Origin of the sequence: Sphingobium scionense (assembly GCF_014197035.1) — a bacterium.
GTDB classification, from domain to species: Bacteria; Pseudomonadota; Alphaproteobacteria; order Sphingomonadales; family Sphingomonadaceae; genus Sphingobium; species Sphingobium scionense.
Map to the genome: position 1 here is coordinate 1 of NZ_JACIEU010000023.1, position 25,787 is coordinate 25,787.

Here is a 25,787-nt window from a genome sequence, read left to right on the forward strand (position 1 = left end):
GCATGTCCGGTTCGATGAGCAGGGAGTGGAAACGGACCGTCTGGCAAGCCCCACAGGCGCGCCGCACGACACCGCGCCACTTCCTGACTCTACCGGCAGCCGACTCCGCGTGAGGGTCCGCTATCCCCGCCACCCGGCTCCGATCCGGACATTCGCCTAACGGCCAGTGCGCGACAGGGAGGGTTAGCGGAAAGCGTCTCCTTCTTCGGCAAATCGGAGAGGGAGACGCTCCATAGCCTTACTGAGTTGGAAATGCCTGGCGGAAGATAGCGCCGGTTCACGTGGCTCTTCGTCGCTCGATCAGTTCGTACAGGCTAGCTGTCGTGATGCGGGTAGCCTTGCCCAACCTTACGGTGTCGATCTCTCCGGCCGCAATTAGCGCATAGAGCTTGGTGCGCCCAACACCGATCATCCGCGCCGCGTCATTGACGCGCACGCAGATGGGATCAGGGGAAGGAGGATTGCTCATTTCGGATCACCCACCGACGCTCGGTAGGTGACGGGATCGGCAAGCCAATGATTGATTGCAGACTCCCGCCATCCCGCACCATGCACACTGATTTTGATCTGGGCGGGAAAGGTGCCGTCCGCAATCTTGCGATAGAGGGTCGAACGAGAAAGCCCAGTGCGGGCGAGAACGGTTTTCATTCGAATGATACGATCGGAACTGTTCATGGGGCAGTGTCCTCATTTCATGACGTTGCATACGCCCCCTCCGATCAACATCAGACGGCCGGAGCCGCCCTGCAAGAGGGTGGGACTAGGCGTCACGGACCGAAAAGCGCGCAAAGCGTGGACGTCTGGAGACTTCTGAAAACAATTGGGAACGGCTGTGGATGATGGCGTAGCCAAGTAAAGGCTTGGCGATCAGCGCAGATTTTTTCCCATATCGTCCCAATGGATGAGCATCCGGACGTTACGGATCGCCAAATTGGCGATCTACATTCGATTTAGGTCGAGTCGTTCATGGCGATCTCCAACAAAATGGAGGTCTGCCCGCCATCAACGAGCATGCTGGAATTGTTCTCCGGATACAACAGGCAGGGGCTCCGTCTTTCAGGCCTTACCCTGTTCCTTTTCCATCCGCTCGACTTCGCGTTCGAGAACCTCGCGAATGAAGCCTGCCCGCCGCTTGGTTCCAACCAGCTTATCAATCCGCTCGCCCAATCCTTCGGGCAAACGCACATTGGTCGATCTGAGGTTAAGCGGCGGTCTTCCCATGCTTTCGTCGTAACTGCCCGCGAACCCCATTCAACAGGAAGAAGAATAAGCGGCACCGCTTATTGCAATATTGTGCGTTTTGCCGTTATAAGCGATGCCGGTTAATCCGTCTGCGAGACTGAACCGACCTCCAGACGGCTGAATGGAGTGAATGCGATGAGCATCAACGACATGTTCGCCAACGAATCAGTGGGCCGCACGTCTCGGCGTGAGCTCCTGCGAAGTTTCGCAATTGCAGGAGCGGGGAGCGCGATCGTTATTGCTCCTTGGAGTGAAGCGTTGACTGCACTGCAGAGGCAATATGCAGACGCGCCGGTGACCTTGCGCCGCAGCCGCGAAAGCCGGGACCTGAGCCGAGACCGTTTTCAGAGCGCCGAGATCGCCTTTGCCGGGACCGAGGCCGGCTTTTTCAGGCGGCATGTCCGCACGACGCTTCATCAGGCCGGCGCGGTCGCAAAACTGGCGCTGTGCGCATATCTGCTCGACGTCGGCTTCTCCGACGCGTGGAATGCCGAGCATATCCGCCAGGATATTGCCAAGGCGCTGGCCTATGCCAACGCGACCGGTTTTGGTCTTGATTGCCCCGACATGGCGCGGCTGGCGGTCATTCTCACGCCTTATTGGAAATGGGGCTATCCCCATTTGATCGGCGATCCGCCGATGGATGATGGCGGCTTTTCCCCCGACCAAGTTTGCCTGCTGATCCGTGCCTTGCTGGATCGCGTGCATGACGTCACCGGTCATGCCCGTCTCGCGACGGCAGACCAGCGGAACACGACGATAGCATCATGACGCTGCGCACCGACTTCGGCCATCTTCCAGCCTCGATCCAGCATGAGCTTGAGCAGGTGACATGGATGGTCTTCGAGACCTTCGCGGAATGCTGCAAAGGCAGGCTGTCGCAGCAGTATCGCGAGGGGCGTATCCTGGCAGTCATTCTGCACGGCCCGCACGCTGAGCAGGCATGGGAGGACGTTCCGCCGGGCGCGGCGTTCCGGCTGATGCTGATCGTTAACCATGTGCGCCTAGCGCGCAGCGATCAGGATTGGCGATTAATGCGAGAGCGATTGCGCCGCGCATGGGAGCATGGCGAGATCGCCCGGCCGGTCCGGATGTCAGTGGAAAGCCTGGACCGGATCAACAGTGCTCTTGTCGATGCCGTGCCCCATTTCGTCACGATCGCGGAACAGGGGGTAGCGCTGTATCAGGCGGAAGGATTGCGCCTCAAAGCGCCGCGCCATTTGCCCGAGGAAGAGAGAGCCAGAAGGGCCGGAGCAGAATTCGCGCGCTGGCATAAAAATGGCTGCGACTTTCTGGCTGGTGCAGCCTTTTATCGCGACAGGGGGAATATGCGGATGGCCGCATTGCTTCTGCACCAGTCCTGCGAGCATCTCTATCAGAGCATATTATGGTCCTTCACGCTCCATGGACCACGCACCCATGCACTGGATGAATTGCGCGAAGCGGCCGAGGCGCTGGCGCCCGATCTCCGCGCCGCGTGGCCGCGCGAAGATCGGCACCAGCGACGCGCCTTCGGATGCATTCGCAGAGCCTATGTGGAGGCCCGTTATGAACGGTCCTATCGCATCACGCCGGCCGAACTGGTCTGGGCGCTGGAACGAGGCGAGGCGCTCAAGCAATTGGCAGCACAATGTTGGCGCGAGCATGACGCATCGCTTGCCAATCAGCATCAACTGACAGCATCGGAGCCTCCTCCACCTCCGCCATCGCTGATCCTGGCGCAGAATTCTCGCCGACTGCCGCCGCTGTTACCCGCAGCCGTAGGTGCGCGCCGATACCGGTCGCCCTTGGTTCGGCTGCGCGGCCTTTTACATGCCGCAGGACGCAGCAATGCCATCAGGCGCTGGGTAAAGCGAACCTCTCTGTTTTCCGCTGGCCTCTGCCTGTTCTTCGCCGGGGCTGAGGCGATGCATTGGCGTTTGCGCGCAGGTCCAGTTATTCCATCTGAGCCGGCCAAGCTGACCGCCATTCTCGATTTCGATATTCACGCCGAAACCGTGTTGCAGGCGGTTGGCGCAGTCGCCAATCGAGCCGGCTATCGGATCGCAGCCAATGAGGACATCTGGACCGTCCGCTGGACCGGAACCTATCGCGCCAAGGCGACGACCTTCGACGCGCTTGCCGACATTCTCTACGGCTCAGGGCTTTGCCCGACCATCAGGGATGATCTGATCACCATACGCTTCTGCGATCCATCCGGCCGCTTTGTCATCGCCAGCACGGACGAAATCGTGCGGCCAGGCGAGCGGGCAAGCACGACAATCTATCGCTCGCGCTGATCGCTTTCAGCCTCGAACGCACGCTTGCCCTTGCGTTGCCATAGTGCCAGCGCCTGTTGCCGATCCTCTCCGCGCAGCCTGTCCGCGACGGCAAGAAAGGCGCCATAGAGGGTGGCACGATCGTCATCGGCCAAATCGACCAGGCCGGCCTTGATGACGAGGCCACCCAATTCGATCAGATGACGGGTGCGTTCCCGGCGTTTGACGGCCCAGTCTCGCATGTCGGTTCTTGCCTTCTGTGCCTCAAGCCGATGCCGAGCCACCGTCGAGCGGGAGAGTGCCGCTCTGGAGGCGATCAGGTCCGCCCGCAGGCTGGCGCTTGTCGCCGCGAAAGAAGGCGGCGCCCGCCTTGCGCCACGCCTCCTTGGCTGTCGCATCCTTGCTGCGCGCTGCATGAAGGAGCACACCGGCCAGCATATCGGCGTCGAGCCCATCCGCGCCGGTTGCCGCGACCAGTTCGCCCAACTGGCGTACGCGCCGTTCCTTCAGCTGCTTTGCCTTGTCAGCCAGCGCCTTCAGTTCCGAATCAAAATCGCGGGGTTTGCGCATGATCAAGTCTCCGTTGAATGATGATGCGCTCATGATAGAAGAAGGGTCTGTGGCATGCAGTAGAGTCGCCGGGACCGCCTGACACCGCCTAGTTCCTTCCAGGAAAAATTCGAGAAGGGCGCGCTTATACGTCGTTCCGACGTGCGGCTCAGCATAGTAAATGGATAATCGTTATGGCGATCTTCCATTTTTCCGTTCAGGTCATCAGTCGCGCAGTGGGTCGCTCTGCCGTATCGGCTGCTGCCTATCGTGCAGGCGAGCGACTGCATGATGAGCGCCTGGATCGCGACCATGACTTCACGAGCAAGGCAGGCGTCGTCCATTCGGAAATCCTCCTGCCCGAAGGCGCGCCCGAACGCTTCTCGGATCGCGCCACCCTCTGGAACGAAGTTGAGGGATGCGAGAAGCGCAAGGACGCGCAGCTAGCGCGCGAAGTCGAGTTCGCCATTCCGCGCGAAATGAATCAGCAGCAGGGCATCGCGCTCGCGCAGGATTTCGTGCGGACCGAGTTTGTCGAGCGCGGCATGATCGCAGACTTGAATGTGCATTGGGATATGGGCGCGGACAAGTTGGCGAAGCCCCACGCCCATGTCATGCTCACCATGCGCGAAGTCGGCGAAGACGGGTTCGGCGCAAAGGCCCGCGACTGGAACCGCACCGAGCTTGTGGAGCAATGGCGCGAGCGCTGGGCCGATCACGTCAACGCCCGTCTTGCCGCACTCGATATAGACGCGCGCATAGATCACCGCAGCCTTGAGGCGCAGGGCATCGACCTTGAGCCGCAAGACAAGATCGGCCCCGCCGCCTCGCGCATGGGTGAACGCGGCCTTGAGTCAGAGCGGATCGAGGATCACCGCGCCGTCGCGCAACGCAACGGCGATCGGATCATCGCCGATCCGTCCGTGGCGCTGAGCGCCATCACTCACCATCAGGCGACGTTCACCACGCGCGACCTTGCCATGTTCATCCACCGGCACAGCGACGGCAAGGAGCAGTATGACCGCGCGATGAGCGCGGTTCGTGCCTCGCCCGACCTGATCGCGCTGGGCAAAGACGGGCGCGAAGAGGAACGCTTTACCTCGCGCGACATGATCGAAACCGAGCAGCGCTTGCAGCGCGCGTCCGAACTCATGGCTGAGCGGGAGCGGCACCGCACGGACGAGAATTCGCGGGAGGCGGCATTGGTCAGCGCGGAGGGGCGCGGATTGTTGCTGTCGGGCGAGCAGCGCGCGGCGTTCAAGCATGTGACCGGCGATCGGGATTTGAGCATCGTCGTTGGCTACGCAGGCACCGGCAAGAGCGCGATGCTGGGCGTGGCGCGGGAGGCGTGGGAGCGGTCGGGATTCGAGGTGCGTGGCGTGGCGCTGTCGGGCATCGCAGCGGAGGGGCTGGAGAATGGTTCCGGCATTGCCTCGCGGACCATCGCAAGCATGGAATATGGCTGGGCCAACGGGCGCGATTTTCTGACTGCCCGCGACGTGTTGGTGATCGACGAGGCGGGCATGGTCGGCACGCGCCAGATGGAGCGTGTCCTATCCCATGCCGAAGCGGCGGGCGCGAAGGTTGTGCTGGTCGGTGACGCCGAGCAGTTGCAGGCGATCGAGGCGGGCGCGGCGTTCCGCGCCATCCATGAGCGCCATGGCGGCGTCGAGATCACCGAAATCCGCCGCCAGCATGAAGACTGGCAGAAGGATGCCACCCGCCATCTGGCGACCGGCCGAACCGGCGAGGCGATCCGGGCCTATGCGGATCGCGGCATGGTCCATGCCGCCAAGACGCGCGAGCAGGCGCGTGACGATCTGATCGATCGTTGGGACACGGCGCGGCAGGCCGAACCCGACAAGACGCGTATGATCTTCACCCACACCAATGACGAGGTGCGGAACCTCAACGACATGGCGCGCGACAAGCGCCGCGAGGCGGGCGAACTGGGCGACGATGCGCGGGTGAAGACCGCCAATGGCGACCGGGATTTCGCATCCGGGGATCGCGTCATGTTTCGGCGCAACGAACGCAGCATGGACGTGAAGAACGGCACGCTGGGGACCATCGAGCGGGTCAACGAGCAGAGCATGACCGTACGGACCGATGACGGGCGCTCCGTGTCGTTCGATTTGAAAGATTATCGCGACCTCGACCATGGCTATGCCGCCACGATCCACAAAACGCAGGCGGTCAGCGTCGATCGCACCCATGCGCTGGCCACGCCGGGGATGGACCGACACGGAACCTATGTCGTCCTTACCCGCCACCGGGAGGGCGTGGACTTCCATTATGGGCGGGATGATTTCAAGGACGACTCCCGGCTTGTCCGCACCCTGTCCCGCGAGCGCGCCAAGGACATGGCAAGCGACTACCGCCAGGTCGATCCCGCCAGGGAATTTGCCGAGCGACGCGGTATCAGCTTTGGCGAGCGCGTCGCGGAAACCGTCAGCCCGATCGCGGAGAAGGCGCGCGGGATCTTCGACGGGTTGCGCCTCTCGCTCCCCGGTCAGGATCGCGCGGCATCGCCTACGCCCGCACCCGAGGGCGGCATGTTCGGCGGCCTCGATCTTGGCCATTTCGTTTCCGCGCCCGTTCACGATCCCGCCCGCCAGCAGCAGCGCGACCACGCCCCTCAGCAGATGCGCGCAGGCGGATTGCGCGGCGCTGTCGAGCGATACGCCAAGGCGGTGGATGCGATCCGGCAGATCCGCGCGCAGGGCATCGGCGCCATGCCCCACCAGCGCGAGGCGCTGGCCAAGGCCCGCGACGCCCTCGACGCGATCCGGCCCGAAGGCTCGACAGATTTGAACAGTGCGTTTCGGGCTGGCCCGGAACTGATCCGCGAGGCAGCGGAAGGGTGCGGCCATGACGCTGTGCGTGCGATGCAGGCGGAGGCGGAAATCCGGATCGACCCCTTCCAGCGCGCCGACAGGTTCGTGGAGGGCTGGCAGCAATTGCAGCGTCAGCATCAGGAACTTGTGCGAGACGGCAATTTCCGGGCGGCGAAGACCACCGCGCAGCACATGGCCGACTTGGCGAAAAGCCTTGAGCGTGACGCCCAACTTGAATCGGTGCTGGGCCTGCGCAGCGGGGAGCTTGGCCTTGAAATCGGTCAGGACATGGATCGCAGCATCGGCCGCGACCTCGCCGCTTCCATTCCCTTCGATCATGGCCGCGGCATGAGCCGCGGCATGGAACGCTAGCCCAAGGAGACATGACTATGGACGACCAATCCCTGTCGAACGAGCCGGAACCCCAGCCACCGACCGGCACGGCGGCGGAGGCATTCGCGAAACTGGCGGCGCGCGTGGAGGCGATGGAGCAGCGGCTTGACGGACGCTTGGCGGTAATCGCCCGCGCCCTTGAGCATATCGCGGTCGAGAAGCAGAGCATCGAGATTCCCGATTACAGTCCGACGCTCGCCAAGATCAATGCCGCCTTGGCCGAGGTTGCCAGGCACATGAAAGTGCTGTCCCAGTCCGAAGCGCTCAACATGACCCCAGAGAGCATGGCGCGACGAATTATCGTGTCAGCGCAAGCTGCGCGAGAGGAGGACAAGGCCTCCATCAAGCAGGCGCAGGCGCTCCTGCGTGAGGCCCATGCTGGCCAGATGCGTTGCATAGGCGCGATCCGCAGCAAGGGTCTGCAACGCCGGCACAACCTTTATACCGGTATTGGCACGGCGCTGGTGATATCGCTCCTGTGGCTGTTCTATCCGGGATGGGCGGCGAGCCTTGCACCCACTGGCTGGCACTGGCCCGAACGGGTTGCAAAGCGCACCATGGGGGAGCCGACGCTATGGGATGCAGGTATCCGCCTGATGCAGGCCGGAAATGCGAAAGAATGGCAGGCTGTCGTGGATGCCACTGATCTGGTGCGCAACAACCGCAGACCCATAGCTGCTTGCGCGACGACGGCGAGAAAAGCAGAAGGGCCGGTACGGTGTGAGATAACGATTGGTGGCCACCTACTTGGGCAGAATCCCGGACTCTCCCGCTTGCGAACGAAACAGCGGCAACTTTGTAACCGCTGACCGCCTCAGGAGACCAAATAATCTGACATATTAACTGAACAATATAATTATTAATATTATTACGTATTTTTCAACTAAACTATGACAGAATACCATTCTGATAGTATGAAATATTCAAATTCATCGGATAAGAAATTTGTTTAATTGTAGATAAATACTATTTGATAGATTTAAAAATCTGCAGTTATGCTCACGATTATAATTTTATTTAATTTGCACATTTTTAACTTAATAAATTTCACAAATTGCCTCTTGCAATGTTGAATTTTGGATGCAACATTTCAAATGTTGAATCTGGAATCGGCGTATATTTCATGGATAATGCAATAGGTCGCCGCCAGCGTCATTGAATAAATTTCTATAGTGAGGGGCTGTCATGAGTGGATTAAAATTGTTCGCGGCTTTTGCATCCCCATTCCTTATATTGGCAAGTCCGGCGCAGGCAGTTGGCGATGCTGGAACATTTTATGTGTTAGAGGTGTCTGTCGAGGGCAATGAGCCTATCGTCTATGTAAAGGCGACAGGCATTAACAACCCAGATGGATGCTCCAGTACAAGCGCCATTTCGCTGACTGCTGTTAGCGAGGATGTGCAAGATCGAATGTTGGCGACTGCGCTCACGGCCAAGGCCAGCGGCAAGCGATTAGGTGGATGGCTGAACGGCTGCGTCTCATCGCCTTGGGGGACGATTCCCAAGGCTATTAACGTGAGCCTAAAAGACTGAAAATCAGCGCCCTGAATGGGAAGGTCAACAGGAGGATGAGCATGCCCAGCGCTATCCGCAGGCGAAGATTTATCCGTTGGAAGAGCACGGTCCTCGCAGTTTTGGGTTCGGCCTTTTGCACCGCAGCTGCGCATGCTGCCAGCACGACGACTTACACTTACGATGCGCTCGGCAGGCTGGTGCAAGCCAGTACGACAGGAACGATCAACAACGGTGCGCAAATGACCACCACCTATGATGCGGTAGATAACCGCACGACCTATCAGGTCAATGGATCAGCTTCCAAGGTAGTGGTCGTGCCGCTCAATGGCCTGACGGTCATTCCTTTGCAGGATAATTGATCGGGTATTCGGCCTTAACGCTGCTTGAATTGCAAAATTGGAACGTGGGGGCAGCCATGACTATAACGACGCTGATTAAAAAGCGTGGCTTGCGATCAGCAATGTCGTCACTGGCGTTTTTCGCCGCCACCAGTCTTGCTACACCTGCTCTCTCGCAGATTCCGCAAGATCCTGACGGGCGCTACGATACGAAATTTCGAGGTGTCGATCTCAATCTCGGCCATTTCGCGGAAACCGCGACTGACATTTCAATCGGCGCGAACGGTGACACGTTGGAATTCTCCCGCATGTACCGAAGCGGACGACGGGCCGACGTCCAGGCCGTTAATGTGGGCGAATCTCATGGATCGCAATCTATCTTCATCCAGTGCTGGGGAGCTAATTACAGCGATCAGCCAGGCACGGGATATCCGCTTTGCCGAGGGCAAGGCATGTCCGTGCTCATTGCCGGTGAATGGTATCCGTTCAATAGAGTGTCCGGTACATTTGTGCCGTTCTACACGGACGGTTCCACTCTTACAGAAAGCGATACTGGTCTAGTCTTTTCGACCGCTAATGGCGTCACGTATAATTTCACGAAGGCATCGTCAAACTGGTGCGGCATGGGAACTTGCCTGCTCGTTTCGAGCATCAAGCGGCCTAACGGCAACATAATATCCTATAGCTACGAAGTCGCCTTCAATCGGTCAGGTGGCTGGCCTGCCCAAAGGCGGCTGACACAGGTCATAGACAGCTACGGCAATGGCTTGAACTTCTCCTACGTTTCTCCAGCAGGAGGAACGGCAGGCAGCACCCCGACGCTGGCATTCACCAAAAAGGTTACGATTGCATCCGTCGCCGCTTTCAACAGCGCTTGTAATGGCAATGCAAGCGAAGGCTGCACGACCGGCACGCTCCCGTCCGTCAATTACGCCTATACGGACATGTCAGATTCGCAGCCGCTGCGATTGGATTCGGTTTCCAAGGGCGGCCTGACTTTCAATCTCACATGGTCCGGGCAGAGCCTGGTTTCTACAGCGCTTTCCGGGCAGTCGCCCGCCTATACCAATACCTATGTCAGCGGCCGGGTTACCGAGCAACTGGATCAAGGCGGCCGAAAGTGGCTCTTCACCAGAAGCTTCTCTGGATCGGCTACCACAAAAACAGAAGTCTCTGATCCTGCCAATAACAAGACGACATTCAATTATATTACGACCCGGCTTAGCCCTTCATCGGTGCAGGATGCAGCAGACAAAATCACATCATATGAGTATTTCGATACAGGGCTTGTCAAGAAGGTCACATTCCCCGAACAAAATTCGCTCGAATTTACCTATGACGCCCGAGGCAACCTGACAAAGCGGCAAGCAATATCGAAAACACCGGGAACTCCTGCCAATATCGTCACCGAGTGGGATTTTGAGGATACATGCACGTCGATCGTAAAATGCAACAAGCCGATCTGGTCGAAGGATGCGAACTTACAGCAAACGGACTATGAATATGATGGCGTAACGGGTCAGATAAAAAGTGTAACCCTGCCTGAGCCTGCAAGCGGCGCTGGGCGTCCGCAAACTCGGTACGGCTATACGAACTATCAGGCATATTGGAATGTAGGTGGAACGATATCTCCATCGGGCAAGCCTGTCAGCATGCTCACTTCCATCTCCTCCTGTTCAACCGGGAGCGCTCCCTCTTGCGTTGGAAGCGCGAGTGAGAGCAGGACGACCATGAACTATGGTCCTCAGACCGTTGGAACCGCCAATAATCTGGCGTTGGTTTCCGCAACCTCACTGGCAGGCGATAGCAGCATCTCGGCATCCACCAGCTATGTTTATGACATTGCGGGCAACATAATGAAGGTGGATGGGCCCTTAAGCGGTAGTGCCGACACAGTCCGTTTTTTTTACGACATCGCGCAACGGCAGACAGGTGAAATCGGACCGGACCCCGATGGTGCGGGCGCACTTCTCAATCGTGCGGTGCGATACACCTATGGCACCAACGGATTGGTATCCACTATCGAAAGCGGTACCACAACAGGCCAAACAGCAACTGCTTGGGCTGGCTTCGCACCGTTGAACACGGTGACATTGAATTACAATAGCGGTGCCGACCTCATCAAGCAGACCTATACCGCCGGAGGCCAGCGATATTCCGTTCAGCAGTTCAGCTATGACAATGTTGGGCGCCTGGAATGCACCGCTTCTCGAATGACCAGTAGCGCCTGGGATTCGCTGCCTACCTCCACTTCAGCCGCTTGCCAGCAACCGACGACACCCCCCTCCACACCAGATCGAATTTTGCGTACCCAATATGATGCAGTCGGGCGCGTTTCCGTGCAGCAAAGCGCTTATGGTGTCACCACGGCGAACGGGTTTCCCGCAACCTTGCAGCGCAATGAGGCGACGAACACTTATACTGACAACGGTCGACTAGCGTCCGTCTCCGACGCGAAAGGCAACAAAACCACCTATCAATATGATGGCTATGATCGGCTCCTGAAAACCTGCTACCCGGCGGCCGGGATAACAGGGTGCACCTCTGCCACCGACTATGTGCAATCCAGCTATGACCCCAATGGCAATGTCACAAATCTGAGATTGCGCGACGGCCAGAATATCGCCTTTAGCTACGACAACCTGAATCGTCTGACATTCAAGAACCTGCCCGGAAGCGAGCCTGATGTCACCTATGGATACGACCTGCTTGGTCGAATGACCTCGGCGAGCCAGAGCGGCAACGTTCTGTCTTTCACCTATGACGCGCTTAATCGGAACCGGAAGCAGATCGGCCCTCAGGGCGAAATGAAATATGATTATGACGCCGCAAATCGGCGGACGCGCATGGAATGGCCCGATGGCTTCTATGTAAATTACGACTGGGATTTGACAAATGCGGTGACGGCGGTTCGCGAAAACGGTGCGACCAGCGGAGTTGGCCTTCTTGCAACCTACGGCTATGATAATTTGGGCAGGCGTACGAGCGTCAGCCGTGGCAATGGCACGTCGACCAGTTATGGCTATAATCCCGGCTCACAACTGACCTCATTGGCGCAAAATCTTGCGGGAACGGCGAATGACCAGACATTGGGCTTTTCCTACAATGTGGCCAGCCAGATAATTTCGCGCACGTCTTCCAACGACGGCTATGCATTTACACAGCAATATAACGCCAACCGCACCTACGCGGCGAACATTCTGAATCAATACACCACTGCCGGCAATGCGTCGCCCACCTATGACGGGCGGGGAAATTTGATCGCCAACCAGGGCAAGAGCTACAGCTACAGTTCGGAAAACTACATGCTGACGGCCCCCGGCGTCACGATGAGCTACGATCCGCTTGGTCGCCTTTATCAAAGCACAGGCAGCTCGACATTGCGCCGGGCTTATGATGGGATCGCACTGGCTGCTGAGTATAACACGTCCAATGCGATGCAGCGCCGATATGTTTCAGCGCCGGGTTTGGATGAGCCTTTGGTCTGGTATGAAGGAAGCGGCACGACGGATCGGCGTTGGTATCATGCAGATGAGCGCGGCAGCATCATAGCGATCTCGAACGGTTCTGGCGCAACCATCGCGACCAACCGTTATGACGAATGGGGTAACCCGCAGACGAGTAATGTTGGTGCATTCCAGTATACCGGTCAAATCTGGTTTTCGGACCTCAATTTATATTACTATAAAGCGCGGATGTATGATGCTCGGCTTGGACGGTTCATGCAGACCGATCCTATCGGATATGCAGACAGTATGAACCTCTATGCCTATGTCGCAAACGATCCGCTGAACTGGGCCGATCCACTTGGTTTGCAGGGATGCCCAGCGAATGATCCATATTGTGTCGATACCACCGTTGAGATTCCGGGTTCCAATGGTGGGTCGAACAGTAATGGTAATTACGGAGGATATTATGGCCCATCGCCGGGCCAGCAGGATTTTGGTGGCGGAGCTGCATTGACCGCCATTCTTCGCAACTTGCGGCGCCCTCCTGCAAATCTGGCGAAAGGTCCTATTTTTGGTGAAACGCCGCAAAAGATGGAGCCTTGCAGCGGTGCCCAGAAAGCAGGTCAATGGCTTGGTGACAATGTCGGAAAGGTCGGCTCTCTTGCTACCAACCTTGGGTTGACGGCTACAACTGCGGGGGGCGGGCTTTTCCTGGCAGGGATGGGTCAGATTGGACGCGGAAACTTCGTGGGTGGGCTTAGAACCGGCATGTTGGGGTTCATAGCCATGGAGAAGGGCGCAGAGTTGACGGGCGTCGGTGGCCTGATAACTGCGGGGGGCGGCGTCATTTCCGCTGTGAGTGGATCGGGTAAGCCAGCCACTGTTGAGGGGCTTACCCGCTTGTCCACCTCTCTACTTCCGTCAGGGCCGATCAAGGATTTTGCGTCCGAAGCCATATCCAAAGGTCTGGATGCGGTTATCCCCGATATAAGGTCTTGCGCACCATGAAGAATATGCTGATCTACTTCATAATGGCATTCGGAGTATTTCTGACATGCTGTATAATAATGGCGTTCTTTGGTTCCGAGTTAAACAATAGATTTGCCATCATAATGTTCATGGTGATCTGGGGTGTGTCAGCGTTGCTTTGGCCGGTGTTCGGGATGCGCGCTTTCAAAGAGTGGGCTACCAAGTTGACCAAGTGAGCGGCAGTTCGGCTCCGTAGGCCACATGCGGGCGAACGCAAGATTAAAGGATTAGCTCCCCTTGTGGGGTTAAGCTGTTGTCTGCACATCGTTTTTTGACGGGACAGGATGGCGCTATCGGGAGACCGATGGCGCCATGCTCGTATCAAGCCGTTGATCCTGTTGGTGGAATGCGGGCGCCATGAATCTCGCGCGCCCTTTGGAGGCCGCCCTCATTGCTGGCGCGGGGTCGCACTCGCATGCTCGCGCGGGTGTTGGACGCACGCCGTTGGCGCAGGAAGTGTAATGCACCGTACGCACGGGTGCTGCGGCCTGAAAGTCACGTATTATCAATGGGATATGTCTGTCCTACGCGTCAGACACCGGCGTCGTATTTTGTCTGACGCGTAGGACAAGCGCGGGTTGGTGGCAACCAAGCCTTTGTAATCCCCTGTCATTATCTGTCTGACGCGTATGACAGAGCTGCAAAACGCCTCCATCGTGGGGCGCGGTATGGATGCCGTCCCCTGATGCGCTCTGTCGCCGCCATGCCGCCAGTCAGCGGCCGATGAAGAATCAGGGGGCAGCAACCTCCTGACCCGTCACGGTCGCGTGCTGGGCGAGCATGGCGTCAAGCACCTGGCTGACGGCCTTCTGGCTTGCCTTGGGCAGCTTGGCGATGGCGTCGAGCTGCTGTTCGATCCGGGATGGCGGGCCGCGCCGGGTGCGGCGCTCGGCGGGCGCGGCCAGCGCGGCGCTGGCGTCGTCGCCGATCAGCGCGTCGATCGTGGTCTTGAAGATGCGGGCGAGCCTGGGGAGCATGGACACCGGCACGCGGCGACGGCCGACCTCGTAGGAGGCGTATTGCGGCTGCGGGATGCCGATGCTGTCGGCGACCTGCTGCTGGGTCAGGGATGCGGCCTGGCGGGTCTGGGCAATACGCTTGCCGAGCTGCTCGAAAAAATGGCGTTCATCGGGAGACATGGTGAGATCGAGGGCCAGTTGTCTGTTGGTGCGCTGTCTCATGTCTAACCCCGGTTTTTGCGAACGGCCTTGACTCTATGCCATAATGACATAACAACTGTCGAGTTGTTAGTGCATTTTACGCTTGACAGGGTTTTGGCGGGAGTCGGTTTTTATGGCACGAATCGCGGATAGCGAGATCGAGCGGCTGAAGGCCGAGGTGAGCCTTGTGCGGCTGATCGGGTCGACGGGCGTGAAGCTGGCGCGGCGCGGCAAGGACGAGCTGCTGGGCTGCTGCCCGTTCCATGAGGACGGCACGCCGTCGCTGTCGGTGAGCGTGGGCAAGAACCTGTTCCACTGCTTCGGCTGCCAGGCATCGGGCGGTCCGATCGACTGGGTGATGAAACGCGAGGGCGTGAGCTTCCGCCATGCGGTCGAGCTGCTGCGCGACGGGGCGGCGCTGGAGCCGCCATCGTCATCGCCGGTGCGGGCGACCGTGCGCCGCCTCGCGCCTCCGGTCAGTATGGACGCCGACGATGCGGCGCTGCTGGATCAGGTGATCGGCTATTATCACGAGACGCTCAAACAGTCGCCCGAAGCCCTGGCCTATCTGGCGGCGCGTGGCCTGTCGCACCCGGAGCTGATCGAGCGGTTCCGCCTGGGCTATGCCGACCGCACGCTGGGACTGCGCTTGCCGGAGAAGAACCGCAAGGCGGGCGCGGACATACGGGGCCGTCTCGAACGGATCGGCATCTACCGGGCAAGTGGCCACGAGCATCTGACCGGCAGCATTGTGGTGCCGGTGATCGACGCGCAGGGCGTCGTCACCGAGGTCTATGGCCGCAAGATCAGGAACAATCTGCGGGCGGGCACGCCGATGCACCTCTACCTTCCCGGCCCCCATCGCGGCGTGTGGAATCTGGACGGCATCATGGGGTCCGGCGGCGAGGTGATCCTGGCCGAGGCACTGATCGACGCGATGACCTTCTGGGTAGCCGGGTTCCGCAACGTGACCGCCGCCTATGGCACGGGGGGCTTTACCGACGATCATCTGGCCGCGTTCCGGGCTGCGGGGGTGGAGCGCGTGCTGATCGCGTTCGACCGCGACGAGGCGGGCGACAAGGGCGCTGCCGTCGTGGCCGAGCGGCTGATGGCGGCGGGCATCGCGGTGTTCCGCATCCTGTTCCCCAGGGGGACGGACGCCAATGCCTATGCGCTCAGTGTCACGCCCGCCTCGCGCTCGCTGGGCCTGCTGATCCGCAAGGCGGAATGGCTGGGCAATGGGCGAGCTCCCGCCATCACCAGCGCGCACGATGAGCTTGCCGCCGCCCTGGGCGCTGGCGTGGAGGATCGGGCGGAGCCATCCCCACCCCCTGTCTCAGCCGCTGAACCCGACCTTGCCGCTAGCATCGCGCCCGAACCGGAACCCGCACCGTTGCCGGAGCCGTCGATCGCCACACCGCTGCCGGAAGCGCCCATCGCCGACGCGGCCGAGATGCGCGGCGACGGCGAGATCGCCCTGCTGCTGGGCGACCGCCGTTATCGGGTGCGAGGCTGGAAGAAGCCGCTGAACCCGGAGAGCCTCAAGGTCAATCTGCTGGTCCACCGCCCCGCCGACCCGGAGGGCCGGTTCCATGTGGACACGCTGGACCTCTATGCCGCCAAGGCCCGTGCCGCGTTCGTGCGCGCCGCCGGTCTTGAGCTGGGCGAATCCGAGGATGTGTTGAAACACGACCTTGGCCGCGTTCTCCTGAAACTGGAGGAAGCGCAGGAAGCCGAGATCGCGACCGCGCTCGCCCCGGAGGACCGCCCCGGCATGAGCGCGGCCGAGCGGGCGGAGGCGATGGCGCTCTTGACCGCGCCGGACCTGATGGAGCGCATCCTCACCGACTTCGCCCTGTGCGGCGTGGTGGGCGAAGCGGTCAATATCCAGACCGGCTATCTGGCCTGCGTGTCGCGGCTGCTCGATCGGCCGCTCGCGGTCATCATCCAGTCCAGTAGCGCGGCGGGCAAGAGCGCGATGATGGACGCGGTGCTGGCGATGATGCCGGGGGATGCCCAGGTGCGCTACAGCGCCATGACCGGGCAGAGCCTGTTCTACATGGGCGAGACCAACCTCAAGCATCGCATCCTCGCCATCGCCGAGGAGGAAGGGGCATCGACCGCCAGCTATGCGCTCAAGCTGCTCCAGTCCGATGGCGAGGTGACGATCGCCAGCACCGGCAAGGATGCATCGACCGGCAACCTGGTGACGCAGCAATATAGGGTCGAGGGTCCGGTGATGCTGTTCCTGACCACCACGGCGATCGACATAGACGAGGAGCTGATGAACCGCTGCCTGGTGCTGACGGTCGATGAAAGCCGCGAGCAGACCCGCGCCATCCATGCCTTGCAGCGCCGCCGCCAGACCCTCGAAGGGCTGCTGGCCGACGAGGACCGCACGGCCGTGCTGGCGCTTCATCGCAACGCGCAGACGCTGCTGGAGAGCGTGGCGGTGGTGAACCCGTTCGCCGACACGCTGACGTTCCTCGATGACAAGACCCGCACCCGGCGCGACCATATGAAATACCTCACCCTGATCCGCGCCATCGCGCTGCTGCACCAGTATCAGCGGCCTGTGCGGACGGTCGATCACCGCGGGCGTCAGCTTCGCTATATCGAGGTGACGGAGGGTGACATCGCGCGCGCCAATGCCCTTGCCCATGAGGTGCTGGGGCGCACACTGGACGAGCTGCCGCCGCAGACCCGCGCGCTGCTCTCCCGCATCCATCGCTGGGTGGCGGCCGAGTGCGAACGGCTTGCCATGCGGCGTGCCGATCTGCGGTTCACGCGCCGCCAGATACGGGAGGTCACGGGCTGGGGCGACACCCAGCTCAAGGTCCATCTCGGCCGCCTTGCCGAGCTGGAATATGTGCTGGTCCACCGCATGAAGGTGGGCCAGGGCCATGATTATGAGCTGCTCTATGACGGCGAAGGGGAAACGGGTGAGCGGTTCCTGATGGGGCTGTCCGGCCCCGGACTCCATGCCCCCAACGAGGGTGCCGCGCGTGGTTATGATGCTCCCCGGTCGGGGGGCAGGGAAACGCGGTCGGTCCCCGGTCGGGGCGTGGACGGGGTGCGGTCGGCGGGTGGTCGCAGGGGCGAAATGGCGGCAAGCCCGCGCCCCGCAAGGCGTTCCGGCGATGGCGTGTCCGTTCCCCCCGAAACGCACATCACGCCCCTCAACGGCAGCGGCGCATCATACCCGCATCCGCTCGCCGCGTCGGCCTGATCCGGCATCGCCATGCCGCGCAAGGGCCAGACCAGAGCGAAGCCGCCGGTGGGCGATACGCGCGATCCTGACAGCCTGTATCATCACATGCTTCGGTTCAGCCAATGGCAGCGGGAGAAGGCCTACTCAGAGCGCACGGTGGAGAACCGGGAGGACGCGCTGCGCCTGTTCATAGGCTGGGCGCATGAACGTGGCCTCACCCGCCCGCAGGAGATCAGCAAACCGATACTGGAGCGATACCAGCGTCACCTGTTCCTCTACCGCAAGGCCAATGGCGAACCGCTATCGGTGCGCAGCCAGCATGTGCGGACCACGCCGATCCGCGCGCTGTTCAAGTGGCTCGCGCGGGGCAATCACATCCTCTACAACCCGGCGTCGGACCTGGAGCTGCCGCGCATGGAAAAGCGCCTGCCCCGCCATGTGCTGAACATCCGCGAGGTGGAGACGGTGCTGGCCATGCCCGACCTCGCCACCCCGATCGGCATCCGCGACCGCGCCATGCTGGAGACCTTCTACTCCACCGGCATCCGGCGCATGGAGCTGATCGGGCTGCACCTGGCCGACATCGACGCCGACAGGGGCACGCTGATGGTGCGCCAGGGCAAGGGCAGGAAGGACCGCATGATCCCGATCGGCGAGCGTGCCCTGGCCTGGATCGGCAAATATCGCGACGACGTGCGCCACACGTTCGCGTGCGGGGTCGATGACGGCACGCTGTTCCTCACCACGCTGGGCGAGGCGTTCGTGCCCAACCGCATGACCCAGCTCGTGCGCGACTATGTGAACGCGGCCGCCATCGGCAAGAGCGGGTCGTGCCATCTGTTCCGCCATACGATGGCAACGCTCATGCTGGAGAACGGGGCCGACATCCGGTTCATCCAGGCCATGCTGGGCCATGCCGAACTGTCCACCACGCAGATCTACACCCAGGTCAGCATCCGCATGTTGAAGCAGATCCACAGCGCCACCCATCCGGGGCGGCCGATCGCCGCCGCGCGCCGTCAGCATGACGGCGGCGACGGTGCTGGCGACGGCCGTGAAACCCTGCTTGCCGCGCTCGATGCCGAGGCTGACGATGAATGAGGAAGCGCAGGCCATCCGGGGATGGCCGAGAACCGAATGGATGAGAGTGCGATCCGTACCCTCGCGCAATGGCGGAAAACCGCCGATCCGACTCCCACGCATCCCATGAGGGTGCGGATCGCACTCTCGGAAAACGGCAGAAAAGCGTCATGCACCCGTGCGTGAGGTGTGTATCCTGATTACTGGCTCGATGCGTAGCATCGCAGCCCTTCTGTGCTGGCCAGTCACACGGCATCCCGCTAGGCTGCATCCATGACAATCCGCAGCGGACTCGATGTGCAACCGCGCCTCATGGCGCTGCCCTCTCCGGGCCGGAAAACCGCCTCTGGGGGTCTGCAACCCTGGGCGCGCCGCCGCGTCAGGCGGATCGGCTCGCAACCCACGGTCGCGTCTGGGGAAAACCGCCCGCGCTACGACGTTGCGCGTCGGGGTGCTGTGTTGCCGCAAAAGATGGAGCCTTGCAGCGGTGCCCAGAAAGCAGGTCAATGGCTTGGTGACAATGTCGGAAAGGTCGGCTCTCTTGCTACCAACCTTGGGTTGACGGCTACAACTGCGGGGGGCGGGCTTTTCCTGGCAGGGATGGGTCAGATTGGACGCGGAAACTTCGTGGGTGGGCTTAGAACCGGCATGTTGGGGTTCATAGCCATGGAGAAGGGCGCAGAGTTGACGGGCGTCGGTGGCCTGATAACTGCGGGGGGCGGCGTCATTTCCGCTGTGAGTGGATCGGGTAAGCCAGCCACTGTTGAGGGGCTTACCCGCTTGTCCACCTCTCTACTTCCGTCAGGGCCGATCAAGGATTTTGCGTCCGAAGCCATATCCAAAGGTCTGGATGCGGTTATCCCCGATATAAGGTCTTGCGCACCATGAAGAATATGCTGATCTACTTCATAATGGCATTCGGAGTATTTCTGACATGCTGTATAATAATGGCGTTCTTTGGTTCCGAGTTAAACAATAGATTTGCCATCATAATGTTCATGGTGATCTGGGGTGTGTCAGCGTTGCTTTGGCCGGTGTTCGGGATGCGCGCTTTCAAAGAGTGGGCTACCAAGTTGACCAAGTGAGCGGCAGTTCGGCTCCGTAGGCCACATGCGGGCGAACGCAAGATTAAAGGATTAGCTCCCCTTGTGGGGTTAAGCTGTTGTCTGCACATCGTTTTTTGACGGGACAGGATGGCGCTATCGGGAGACCGATGGCGCCATGCTCGTATCAAGCCGTTGATCCTGTTGGTGGAATGCGGGCGCCATGAATCTCGCGCGCCCTTTGGAGGCCGCCCTCATTGCTGGCGCGGGGTCGCACTCGCATGCTCGCGCGGGTGTTGGACGCACGCCGTTGGCGCAGGAAGTGTAATGCACCGTACGCACGGGTGCTGCGGCCTGAAAGTCACGTATTATCAATGGGATATGTCTGTCCTACGCGTCAGACACCGGCGTCGTATTTTGTCTGACGCGTAGGACAAGCGCGGGTTGGTGGCAACCAAGCCTTTGTAATCCCCTGTCATTATCTGTCTGACGCGTATGACAGAGCTGCAAAACGCCTCCATCGTGGGGCGCGGTATGGATGCCGTCCCCTGATGCGCTCTGTCGCCGCCATGCCGCCAGTCAGCGGCCGATGAAGAATCAGGGGGCAGCAACCTCCTGACCCGTCACGGTCGCGTGCTGGGCGAGCATGGCGTCAAGCACCTGGCTGACGGCCTTCTGGCTTGCCTTGGGCAGCTTGGCGATGGCGTCGAGCTGCTGTTCGATCCGGGATGGCGGGCCGCGCCGGGTGCGGCGCTCGGCGGGCGCGGCCAGCGCGGCGCTGGCGTCGTCGCCGATCAGCGCGTCGATCGTGGTCTTGAAGATGCGGGCGAGCCTGGGGAGCATGGACACCGGCACGCGGCGACGGCCGACCTCGTAGGAGGCGTATTGCGGCTGCGGGATGCCGATGCTGTCGGCGACCTGCTGCTGGGTCAGGGATGCGGCCTGGCGGGTCTGGGCAATACGCTTGCCGAGCTGCTCGAAAAAATGGCGTTCATCGGGAGACATGGTGAGATCGAGGGCCAGTTGTCTGTTGGTGCGCTGTCTCATGTCTAACCCCGGTTTTTGCGAACGGCCTTGACTCTATGCCATAATGACATAACAACTGTCGAGTTGTTAGTGCATTTTACGCTTGACAGGGTTTTGGCGGGAGTCGGTTTTTATGGCACGAATCGCGGATAGCGAGATCGAGCGGCTGAAGGCCGAGGTGAGCCTTGTGCGGCTGATCGGGTCGACGGGCGTGAAGCTGGCGCGGCGCGGCAAGGACGAGCTGCTGGGCTGCTGCCCGTTCCATGAGGACGGCACGCCGTCGCTGTCGGTGAGCGTGGGCAAGAACCTGTTCCACTGCTTCGGCTGCCAGGCATCGGGCGGTCCGATCGACTGGGTGATGAAACGCGAGGGCGTGAGCTTCCGCCATGCGGTCGAGCTGCTGCGCGACGGGGCGGCGCTGGAGCCGCCATCGTCATCGCCGGTGCGGGCGACCGTGCGCCGCCTCGCGCCTCCGGTCAGTATGGACGCCGACGATGCGGCGCTGCTGGATCAGGTGATCGGCTATTATCACGAGACGCTCAAACAGTCGCCCGAAGCCCTGGCCTATCTGGCGGCGCGTGGCCTGTCGCACCCGGAGCTGATCGAGCGGTTCCGCCTGGGCTATGCCGACCGCACGCTGGGACTGCGCTTGCCGGAGAAGAACCGCAAGGCGGGCGCGGACATACGGGGCCGTCTCGAACGGATCGGCATCTACCGGGCAAGTGGCCACGAGCATCTGACCGGCAGCATTGTGGTGCCGGTGATCGACGCGCAGGGCGTCGTCACCGAGGTCTATGGCCGCAAGATCAGGAACAATCTGCGGGCGGGCACGCCGATGCACCTCTACCTTCCCGGCCCCCATCGCGGCGTGTGGAATCTGGACGGCATCATGGGGTCCGGCGGCGAGGTGATCCTGGCCGAGGCACTGATCGACGCGATGACCTTCTGGGTAGCCGGGTTCCGCAACGTGACCGCCGCCTATGGCACGGGGGGCTTTACCGACGATCATCTGGCCGCGTTCCGGGCTGCGGGGGTGGAGCGCGTGCTGATCGCGTTCGACCGCGACGAGGCGGGCGACAAGGGCGCTGCCGTCGTGGCCGAGCGGCTGATGGCGGCGGGCATCGCGGTGTTCCGCATCCTGTTCCCCAGGGGGACGGACGCCAATGCCTATGCGCTCAGTGTCACGCCCGCCTCGCGCTCGCTGGGCCTGCTGATCCGCAAGGCGGAATGGCTGGGCAATGGGCGAGCTCCCGCCATCACCAGCGCGCACGATGAGCTTGCCGCCGCCCTGGGCGCTGGCGTGGAGGATCGGGCGGAGCCATCCCCACCCCCTGTCTCAGCCGCTGAACCCGACCTTGCCGCTAGCATCGCGCCCGAACCGGAACCCGCACCGTTGCCGGAGCCGTCGATCGCCACACCGCTGCCGGAAGCGCCCATCGCCGACGCGGCCGAGATGCGCGGCGACGGCGAGATCGCCCTGCTGCTGGGCGACCGCCGTTATCGGGTGCGAGGCTGGAAGAAGCCGCTGAACCCGGAGAGCCTCAAGGTCAATCTGCTGGTCCACCGCCCCGCCGACCCGGAGGGCCGGTTCCATGTGGACACGCTGGACCTCTATGCCGCCAAGGCCCGTGCCGCGTTCGTGCGCGCCGCCGGTCTTGAGCTGGGCGAATCCGAGGATGTGTTGAAACACGACCTTGGCCGCGTTCTCCTGAAACTGGAGGAAGCGCAGGAAGCCGAGATCGCGACCGCGCTCGCCCCGGAGGACCGCCCCGGCATGAGCGCGGCCGAGCGGGCGGAGGCGATGGCGCTCTTGACCGCGCCGGACCTGATGGAGCGCATCCTCACCGACTTCGCCCTGTGCGGCGTGGTGGGCGAAGCGGTCAATATCCAGACCGGCTATCTGGCCTGCGTGTCGCGGCTGCTCGATCGGCCGCTCGCGGTCATCATCCAGTCCAGTAGCGCGGCGGGCAAGAGCGCGATGATGGACGCGGTGCTGGCGATGATGCCGGGGGATGCCCAGGTGCGCTACAGCGCCATGACCGGGCAGAGCCTGTTCTACATGGGCGAGACCAACCTCAAGCATCGCATCCTCGCCATCGCCGAGGAGGAAGGGGCATCGACCGCCAGCTATGCGCTCAAGCTGCTCCAGTCCGATGGCGAGGTGACGATCGCCAGCACCGGCAAGGATGCATCGACCGGCAACCTGGTGACGCAGCAATATAGGGTCGAGGGTCCGGTGATGCTGTTCCTGACCACCACGGCGATCGACATAGACGAGGAGCTGATGAACCGCTGCCTGGTGCTGACGGTCGATGAAAGCCGCGAGCAGACCCGCGCCATCCATGCCTTGCAGCGCCGCCGCCAGACCCTCGAAGGGCTGCTGGCCGACGAGGACCGCACGGCCGTGCTGGCGCTTCATCGCAACGCGCAGACGCTGCTGGAGAGCGTGGCGGTGGTGAACCCGTTCGCCGACACGCTGACGTTCCTCGATGACAAGACCCGCACCCGGCGCGACCATATGAAATACCTCACCCTGATCCGCGCCATCGCGCTGCTGCACCAGTATCAGCGGCCTGTGCGGACGGTCGATCACCGCGGGCGTCAGCTTCGCTATATCGAGGTGACGGAGGGTGACATCGCGCGCGCCAATGCCCTTGCCCATGAGGTGCTGGGGCGCACACTGGACGAGCTGCCGCCGCAGACCCGCGCGCTGCTCTCCCGCATCCATCGCTGGGTGGCGGCCGAGTGCGAACGGCTTGCCATGCGGCGTGCCGATCTGCGGTTCACGCGCCGCCAGATACGGGAGGTCACGGGCTGGGGCGACACCCAGCTCAAGGTCCATCTCGGCCGCCTTGCCGAGCTGGAATATGTGCTGGTCCACCGCATGAAGGTGGGCCAGGGCCATGATTATGAGCTGCTCTATGACGGCGAAGGGGAAACGGGTGAGCGGTTCCTGATGGGGCTGTCCGGCCCCGGACTCCATGCCCCCAACGAGGGTGCCGCGCGTGGTTATGATGCTCCCCGGTCGGGGGGCAGGGAAACGCGGTCGGTCCCCGGTCGGGGCGTGGACGGGGTGCGGTCGGCGGGTGGTCGCAGGGGCGAAATGGCGGCAAGCCCGCGCCCCGCAAGGCGTTCCGGCGATGGCGTGTCCGTTCCCCCCGAAACGCACATCACGCCCCTCAACGGCAGCGGCGCATCATACCCGCATCCGCTCGCCGCGTCGGCCTGATCCGGCATCGCCATGCCGCGCAAGGGCCAGACCAGAGCGAAGCCGCCGGTGGGCGATACGCGCGATCCTGACAGCCTGTATCATCACATGCTTCGGTTCAGCCAATGGCAGCGGGAGAAGGCCTACTCAGAGCGCACGGTGGAGAACCGGGAGGACGCGCTGCGCCTGTTCATAGGCTGGGCGCATGAACGTGGCCTCACCCGCCCGCAGGAGATCAGCAAACCGATACTGGAGCGATACCAGCGTCACCTGTTCCTCTACCGCAAGGCCAATGGCGAACCGCTATCGGTGCGCAGCCAGCATGTGCGGACCACGCCGATCCGCGCGCTGTTCAAGTGGCTCGCGCGGGGCAATCACATCCTCTACAACCCGGCGTCGGACCTGGAGCTGCCGCGCATGGAAAAGCGCCTGCCCCGCCATGTGCTGAACATCCGCGAGGTGGAGACGGTGCTGGCCATGCCCGACCTCGCCACCCCGATCGGCATCCGCGACCGCGCCATGCTGGAGACCTTCTACTCCACCGGCATCCGGCGCATGGAGCTGATCGGGCTGCACCTGGCCGACATCGACGCCGACAGGGGCACGCTGATGGTGCGCCAGGGCAAGGGCAGGAAGGACCGCATGATCCCGATCGGCGAGCGTGCCCTGGCCTGGATCGGCAAATATCGCGACGACGTGCGCCACACGTTCGCGTGCGGGGTCGATGACGGCACGCTGTTCCTCACCACGCTGGGCGAGGCGTTCGTGCCCAACCGCATGACCCAGCTCGTGCGCGACTATGTGAACGCGGCCGCCATCGGCAAGAGCGGGTCGTGCCATCTGTTCCGCCATACGATGGCAACGCTCATGCTGGAGAACGGGGCCGACATCCGGTTCATCCAGGCCATGCTGGGCCATGCCGAACTGTCCACCACGCAGATCTACACCCAGGTCAGCATCCGCATGTTGAAGCAGATCCACAGCGCCACCCATCCGGGGCGGCCGATCGCCGCCGCGCGCCGTCAGCATGACGGCGGCGACGGTGCTGGCGACGGCCGTGAAACCCTGCTTGCCGCGCTCGATGCCGAGGCTGACGATGAATGAGGAAGCGCAGGCCATCCGGGGATGGCCGAGAACCGAATGGATGAGAGTGCGATCCGTACCCTCGCGCAATGGCGGAAAACCGCCGATCCGACTCCCACGCATCCCATGAGGGTGCGGATCGCACTCTCGGAAAACGGCAGAAAAGCGTCATGCACCCGTGCGTGAGGTGTGTATCCTGATTACTGGCTCGATGCGTAGCATCGCAGCCCTTCTGTGCTGGCCAGTCACACGGCATCCCGCTAGGCTGCATCCATGACAATCCGCAGCGGACTCGATGTGCAACCGCGCCTCATGGCGCTGCCCTCTCCGGGCCGGAAAACCGCCTCTGGGGGTCTGCAACCCTGG

The 25,787-nt window shown here is 61.7% G+C and carries 18 protein-coding genes; 12 read left to right on the forward strand and 6 right to left on the reverse strand.

The genetic code is table 11. From position 1 onward, the window contains the following. Window positions 1-277: 277 nt before the first annotated feature. Together GGQ90_RS21675 and GGQ90_RS21680 are read right to left on the reverse strand one after the other, a co-directional pair. Window positions 278-469, reverse strand: a complete 192-nt coding sequence (locus tag GGQ90_RS21675) for a helix-turn-helix domain-containing protein (protein ID WP_188083959.1) — start codon at window positions 467-469, stop codon at window positions 278-280. After that, window positions 466-675 (reverse strand): helix-turn-helix transcriptional regulator, encoded by a 210-nt coding sequence (locus GGQ90_RS21680; RefSeq protein WP_010338119.1) that lies wholly within the window; start codon window positions 673-675, stop codon window positions 466-468. Before GGQ90_RS21680 ends, GGQ90_RS21675 begins: the two co-directional genes overlap by 4 nt. 291 nt (window positions 676-966) lie before the next feature. Here GGQ90_RS21680 and GGQ90_RS21685 point away from each other — a divergent pair, with 291 nt between their 5' ends. From GGQ90_RS21685 to GGQ90_RS21695, 3 genes are read left to right on the forward strand one after another with little or no spacing between them, the layout of a single operon-like run. Further along, window positions 967-1,326: a hypothetical protein gene (locus GGQ90_RS21685; RefSeq protein WP_188083960.1), complete on the forward strand. Its 360-nt coding sequence runs from the start codon at window positions 967-969 to the stop codon at window positions 1,324-1,326. Window positions 1,327-1,377: 51 nt separating this feature from the next. Next, the gene (locus GGQ90_RS21690) at window positions 1,378-2,013 is read left to right on the forward strand and encodes a hypothetical protein (RefSeq protein ID WP_188083961.1); all 636 of its coding nucleotides are present in this window, start codon (window positions 1,378-1,380) and stop codon (window positions 2,011-2,013) included. Beyond that, complete coding sequence (locus tag GGQ90_RS21695; RefSeq protein WP_188083962.1) at window positions 2,010-3,521, forward strand: HEPN domain-containing protein; 1,512 nt, start codon at window positions 2,010-2,012, stop codon at window positions 3,519-3,521. The genes GGQ90_RS21690 and GGQ90_RS21695 overlap by 4 nt, the downstream gene beginning before the upstream one ends. Here GGQ90_RS21695 and GGQ90_RS21700 read toward each other — a convergent pair. Together GGQ90_RS21700 and GGQ90_RS21705 are read right to left on the reverse strand one after the other, a co-directional pair. Then, the gene (locus tag GGQ90_RS21700; RefSeq protein ID WP_188083963.1) at window positions 3,506-3,742 is read right to left on the reverse strand and encodes a conjugal transfer protein TraD; all 237 of its coding nucleotides are present in this window, start codon (window positions 3,740-3,742) and stop codon (window positions 3,506-3,508) included. The two genes, GGQ90_RS21695 and GGQ90_RS21700, sit on opposite strands and share 16 nt — an antisense overlap. 22 nt (window positions 3,743-3,764) lie before the next feature. Next, on the reverse strand, window positions 3,765-4,070 hold the full coding sequence (locus GGQ90_RS21705; RefSeq protein ID WP_188083964.1) for a conjugal transfer protein TraD: 306 nt from the start codon (window positions 4,068-4,070) through the stop codon (window positions 3,765-3,767). 173 nt (window positions 4,071-4,243) lie between these two features. Here GGQ90_RS21705 and traA point away from each other — a divergent pair, with 173 nt between their 5' ends. From traA to GGQ90_RS21730, 5 genes are all read left to right on the forward strand, one after another. Continuing rightward, window positions 4,244-7,258 (forward strand): Ti-type conjugative transfer relaxase TraA, encoded by a 3,015-nt coding sequence (traA, locus tag GGQ90_RS21710; protein WP_188083965.1) that lies wholly within the window; start codon window positions 4,244-4,246, stop codon window positions 7,256-7,258. 17 nt (window positions 7,259-7,275) lie between these two features. Further along, window positions 7,276-8,088, forward strand: a complete 813-nt coding sequence (locus tag GGQ90_RS21715; RefSeq protein WP_223178392.1) for a DUF6118 family protein — start codon at window positions 7,276-7,278, stop codon at window positions 8,086-8,088. A 376-nt stretch (window positions 8,089-8,464) separates the two neighbouring features. Beyond that, window positions 8,465-8,812 (forward strand): hypothetical protein, encoded by a 348-nt coding sequence (locus tag GGQ90_RS21720; protein WP_188083966.1) that lies wholly within the window; start codon window positions 8,465-8,467, stop codon window positions 8,810-8,812. Between the two features lie 41 nt (window positions 8,813-8,853). Then, a complete protein-coding gene (locus GGQ90_RS21725; RefSeq protein ID WP_188083967.1) occupies window positions 8,854-9,153 on the forward strand; it encodes a hypothetical protein in 300 nt (99 codons plus the stop codon). Beyond that, entirely contained in the window at window positions 9,150-13,589 is a 4,440-nt protein-coding gene (locus GGQ90_RS21730; RefSeq protein WP_188083968.1) for an RHS repeat domain-containing protein, read from the forward strand. The genes GGQ90_RS21725 and GGQ90_RS21730 overlap by 4 nt, the downstream gene beginning before the upstream one ends. 752 nt (window positions 13,590-14,341) lie before the next feature. Here GGQ90_RS21730 and GGQ90_RS21735 read toward each other — a convergent pair. Then, window positions 14,342-14,791, reverse strand: a complete 450-nt coding sequence (locus GGQ90_RS21735) for a helix-turn-helix domain-containing protein (protein ID WP_223178393.1) — start codon at window positions 14,789-14,791, stop codon at window positions 14,342-14,344. Between the two features lie 112 nt (window positions 14,792-14,903). On the opposite strand from GGQ90_RS21735, the gene GGQ90_RS21740 reads away from it, so the two are divergent. Together GGQ90_RS21740 and xerC (GGQ90_RS21745) are read left to right on the forward strand one after the other, a co-directional pair. Next, window positions 14,904-17,999 (forward strand): CHC2 zinc finger domain-containing protein, encoded by a 3,096-nt coding sequence (locus GGQ90_RS21740; RefSeq protein ID WP_188083969.1) that lies wholly within the window; start codon window positions 14,904-14,906, stop codon window positions 17,997-17,999. A gap of 12 nt (window positions 18,000-18,011) precedes the next feature. Further along, window positions 18,012-19,082 (forward strand): site-specific tyrosine recombinase XerC, encoded by a 1,071-nt coding sequence (gene xerC / locus GGQ90_RS21745; RefSeq protein WP_188083970.1) that lies wholly within the window; start codon window positions 18,012-18,014, stop codon window positions 19,080-19,082. A 1,619-nt stretch (window positions 19,083-20,701) separates the two neighbouring features. Here xerC (GGQ90_RS21745) and GGQ90_RS21750 read toward each other — a convergent pair. Continuing rightward, the gene (locus tag GGQ90_RS21750; protein ID WP_223178393.1) at window positions 20,702-21,151 is read right to left on the reverse strand and encodes a helix-turn-helix domain-containing protein; all 450 of its coding nucleotides are present in this window, start codon (window positions 21,149-21,151) and stop codon (window positions 20,702-20,704) included. A 112-nt stretch (window positions 21,152-21,263) separates the two neighbouring features. On the opposite strand from GGQ90_RS21750, the gene GGQ90_RS21755 reads away from it, so the two are divergent. After that, window positions 21,264-24,359: a CHC2 zinc finger domain-containing protein gene (locus GGQ90_RS21755; protein ID WP_188083969.1), complete on the forward strand. Its 3,096-nt coding sequence runs from the start codon at window positions 21,264-21,266 to the stop codon at window positions 24,357-24,359. 12 nt (window positions 24,360-24,371) lie between these two features. Continuing rightward, window positions 24,372-25,442, forward strand: coding sequence for a site-specific tyrosine recombinase XerC (gene xerC, locus GGQ90_RS21760; protein WP_188083970.1), 1,071 nt, complete (start codon window positions 24,372-24,374; stop codon window positions 25,440-25,442). Window positions 25,443-25,787 lie beyond the last annotated feature (345 nt).

What these genes read in the sequence shown, in the direction of transcription:
- GGQ90_RS21695 (WP_188083962.1), top strand. Translation starts at nt 2,010, where the DNA reads ATGACGCTGCGCACCGACTTCGGCCATCTTCCAGCCTCGATCCAGCAT.
- GGQ90_RS21680 (WP_010338119.1), bottom strand. Translation starts at nt 675, where the DNA reads ATGAACAGTTCCGATCGTATCATTCGAATGAAAACCGTTCTCGCCCGC.
- xerC (WP_188083970.1), top strand. Translation starts at nt 18,012, where the DNA reads ATGCCGCGCAAGGGCCAGACCAGAGCGAAGCCGCCGGTGGGCGATACG.
- GGQ90_RS21740 (WP_188083969.1), top strand. Translation starts at nt 14,904, where the DNA reads ATGGCACGAATCGCGGATAGCGAGATCGAGCGGCTGAAGGCCGAGGTG.
- traA (WP_188083965.1), top strand. Translation starts at nt 4,244, where the DNA reads ATGGCGATCTTCCATTTTTCCGTTCAGGTCATCAGTCGCGCAGTGGGT.
- GGQ90_RS21690 (WP_188083961.1), top strand. Translation starts at nt 1,378, where the DNA reads ATGAGCATCAACGACATGTTCGCCAACGAATCAGTGGGCCGCACGTCT.
- GGQ90_RS21755 (WP_188083969.1), top strand. Translation starts at nt 21,264, where the DNA reads ATGGCACGAATCGCGGATAGCGAGATCGAGCGGCTGAAGGCCGAGGTG.
- GGQ90_RS21750 (WP_223178393.1), bottom strand. Translation starts at nt 21,151, where the DNA reads ATGAGACAGCGCACCAACAGACAACTGGCCCTCGATCTCACCATGTCT.
- GGQ90_RS21705 (WP_188083964.1), bottom strand. Translation starts at nt 4,070, where the DNA reads ATGCGCAAACCCCGCGATTTTGATTCGGAACTGAAGGCGCTGGCTGAC.
- GGQ90_RS21675 (WP_188083959.1), bottom strand. Translation starts at nt 469, where the DNA reads ATGAGCAATCCTCCTTCCCCTGATCCCATCTGCGTGCGCGTCAATGAC.
- GGQ90_RS21685 (WP_188083960.1), top strand. Translation starts at nt 967, where the DNA reads ATGGCGATCTCCAACAAAATGGAGGTCTGCCCGCCATCAACGAGCATG.
- GGQ90_RS21720 (WP_188083966.1), top strand. Translation starts at nt 8,465, where the DNA reads ATGAGTGGATTAAAATTGTTCGCGGCTTTTGCATCCCCATTCCTTATA.
- xerC (WP_188083970.1), top strand. Translation starts at nt 24,372, where the DNA reads ATGCCGCGCAAGGGCCAGACCAGAGCGAAGCCGCCGGTGGGCGATACG.
- GGQ90_RS21725 (WP_188083967.1), top strand. Translation starts at nt 8,854, where the DNA reads ATGCCCAGCGCTATCCGCAGGCGAAGATTTATCCGTTGGAAGAGCACG.
- GGQ90_RS21715 (WP_223178392.1), top strand. Translation starts at nt 7,276, where the DNA reads ATGGACGACCAATCCCTGTCGAACGAGCCGGAACCCCAGCCACCGACC.
- GGQ90_RS21735 (WP_223178393.1), bottom strand. Translation starts at nt 14,791, where the DNA reads ATGAGACAGCGCACCAACAGACAACTGGCCCTCGATCTCACCATGTCT.
- GGQ90_RS21700 (WP_188083963.1), bottom strand. Translation starts at nt 3,742, where the DNA reads ATGCGAGACTGGGCCGTCAAACGCCGGGAACGCACCCGTCATCTGATC.